This window comes from Xanthomonas sp. DAR33341 (genome assembly GCF_003992815.1).
GTDB lineage: Bacteria > Pseudomonadota > Gammaproteobacteria > Xanthomonadales > Xanthomonadaceae > Xanthomonas > Xanthomonas cissicola.
The window spans coordinates 1-2,734 of sequence record NZ_QEYV01000055.1; the positions used below are offsets into that span (position 1 = coordinate 1).

Below are 2,734 nucleotides of genomic sequence, written 5' to 3' on the forward strand. Positions count from 1 at the left end.
GCCGCCCACTGGTGGATGATCGACTACAACGAAGCAAGATCCCATGATTCGCTCGGCGGAATGACCCCGGTCGAGTACCGCAACAAGTACGCCGAAAGCTCTACTTTTGAACTGCCTGCTTGACGGGGGAGCTTACGCTTCAACCGCCGGCTATGCGACGAATGCCTCAACGAACATTGGTTCCCAACGCTGCTGCATGCGCGCACCGAGATCGAACGCTGGCGCCGCGAATACAACGAGGACCGACCCAACAAAGCAATTGGCGGCATGACGCCGTCCGCTTATGCCCAACATCTGGCAAACACCGATATCATCAATCCCGGAATCTAAACCCGACTGCTACTTAGGATGGGGGGGGGGGCGTCGCGGCCGACAGCGGCTACACCGGGCTGGACAAGCGCGAAGAGTTGAGGAACAAGCGCAAGCTACGCTACCTGATCGCCGAGAAACCCTCGAAGCCAAAGCAGATCAAGAACAAGCACGAATAGAAGTTGGCCAAGCGATGGGAGCACAGCAAGGCCAGCCTGCGCGCGAAGGTGGAACACCCGTTCCAGGTGATCAAGCGTCAGTTCGGTTACGTCAAGGTGCGCTATGGCGGCTTGGCGAAGAATGCCGCGCAAGTGCTGACGCTGTTTGCGCTGTCGAACCTGTGGCTGAAGCGAAAGCAGTTGATGCCTGCCGCAGGGAAGGTGTGCCGGTAATCGGGGCAATACCTAGAGAATGCGCCGGAAACCGCGAAAAAATCGAGGGTCTGAGTGCCGTCAGCGCGACCGATGCGGCTTATCTCGTCGTCCGGCTGCGTTGATCAGGTTTTCCTTAAGCACCGTTAGAAACAGTCGCCAAAATTGGCGACTGTTAAGTACTACCTAGCTACGCGCATGATGCATCGCGGTAGTCTTCCTTTCTCACCAGACGATACCGGCACCCACCGCGACACCCGCATCGCCGCCGGTGTTGGCGCTCGCATTAAGCTTGAACAGGTAACGACCGCTGTCACTGATCGTGGAAACACCGATTGCCATTGCCTGCTCACCACGGAACGAACTCAGCGAGACGCCTGCAGCACGTTGATTGGGCTGATAGGCCTGCGGCAGAGTCGCCATCGCCATCGCTGCCGCAACGCCACCGCTGGCACGCCGATCCACCTGTCCAACCCGCGCATCGGTGTAGTTGCTCGACCAGTCCGCCACTCCGCTCAACCCGTCCTCTAGCTGTCCAAGATTGACCGCATCGGTCCGCGCAGTCCCTGCGGCCACGTTGGTGATCTGACGTTGATTGGTCGTCGAACCGACCGATACCGAGTTCTCGCGATTCGCTACCGAGCCCTGCCCGATCGCAACGCTGTTGGTCACCTCGGCCTTGCTGCCAGAACCGATCGCCACACTACCGGCACCGGCCGCCTGCGCATTGCTGCCCACTGCTGTGGCATTTAAACCGCTGGCCTGGCTGTTGGTTCCCATTGCGGTGGTGCTGGTGTTGCTGGCTGCCGCATTGGTGCCAACCGATACCGAGGTGCCGTTGTTGCCGATCACCACCCCACCAGGCTGGACCACCGTCGACGTGGATGAGGCATTGGCGGCGCCATCGGTACCGTTGGTGCCACCGGGGCCAGCACTGGCTTGGAGCAACGTGACCGAACTCTGCAGCAAGGTGATGTTGCTGCTGTTTTGCTGCACCTGCTGGTTGGTGGAATACAGCTGCGAGCCGTTGACTGCATCTGTGCTGCTTACACTCAGGCGACCTGCGGCGACATTCTGGATCTGTCGCTCTGCTCCAATTGCGCCCACACTGAACGCGCCGATCGGAGCAACTCCGGCAAAGTTATAGGTGGTGCCACCTAACTGCACCGAGTTCACCGCGCTGACCGCCGAGCTGCTTGCGCCAGAGCCGACCGCCACGTCCATGGTCTGCCCCGCAACCGCTCCAGCGCCGATCGCAACGCTCTCAGCTCCAATGGCAACGCTATCAGCGCCCTCCGAGTTGACGTGCATGTATTTGATACCGTCGCCACCTTGGATGCCTTCGATCGTCTCGCCCAACCTGCCGACTTCGACATTCGTTGCATACAGCTGCGAACCGTTGACTGCGTCGGTGCTGGAAGCCGAGATCCGCCCGGCCGCCACGTTGGTAATGGTGCGCTCGTTACCCACGGCCCCGACGCTGACGGTACTGACAGGCGCTGCTCCTGCATAGCTGTAAGTGCGACCATTCAGTACGCCGTTCGAAGTGGCAACTGTGCTTTCGGTAACACTGCCGTCACCAAGAGCGACATCGCCAGTGAAATTGGCAGTTGCCTTGCTGCCGATCGCAACCGTGCTTTTGGACGCAGCATTGGAAGAGCTACCGATCGCCACCGCATCGGCACCATTGGCCTGCGCAAGCGAGCCCTGAGCCACGCTATTGCCGCCTGCCGCAGAAGCGAATGCGCCTTGTGCAACCGCAGCTAAACCACTTGCAGCGGCACCGTTGCCCTGTGCTACGGAATTCCCACCCGCCGCGCTGGAGCCAGACCCCAATGCCAGCGAGTTGATGCCCAATGCCTTGCTCGAGGTCCCTAATGCCACCGCACCGTCGCCAGAGGCCAGCGCCTCGGCACCAATTGCGGTACTGTCAGCGCCGGTCGCCTGGCTGTCGTCGCCCGTCGAGTTGGTATTGACGTACTTCACGCCCTTGCCATCCTGCAGATTCTGGATCGTCGTATTGATCGTGGTGATCTGGTCACCCACTTCCTTGA

General features: G+C 60.3%; 2 protein-coding genes and 2 pseudogenes. 3 read left to right on the plus strand and 1 reads right to left on the minus strand.

Translation table 11 applies throughout. The features are described 5' to 3' along the window. From EO156_RS23800 to EO156_RS23810, 3 genes and pseudogenes are all read left to right on the plus strand, one after another. Positions 1 to 123: transposase (locus EO156_RS23800; protein ID WP_164735870.1), on the plus strand; the 123-nt coding region annotated here is incomplete at its 5' end. Positions 124 to 138: 15 nt separating this feature from the next. Next, a pseudogene (locus EO156_RS23805) lies at positions 139 to 330 on the plus strand (transposase); the annotation flags it as partial. Positions 331 to 371: 41 nt separating this feature from the next. Beyond that, a pseudogene (locus tag EO156_RS23810) lies at positions 372 to 701 on the plus strand (transposase); the annotation flags it as partial. A 204-nt stretch (positions 702 to 905) separates the two neighbouring features. Here the strand turns inward: EO156_RS23810 and EO156_RS23815 are convergent. Further along, positions 906 to 2,734, minus strand: a 1,829-nt coding sequence (locus EO156_RS23815) for a YadA family autotransporter adhesin (protein WP_206513896.1), incomplete at its 5' end; no start/stop codon positions are given.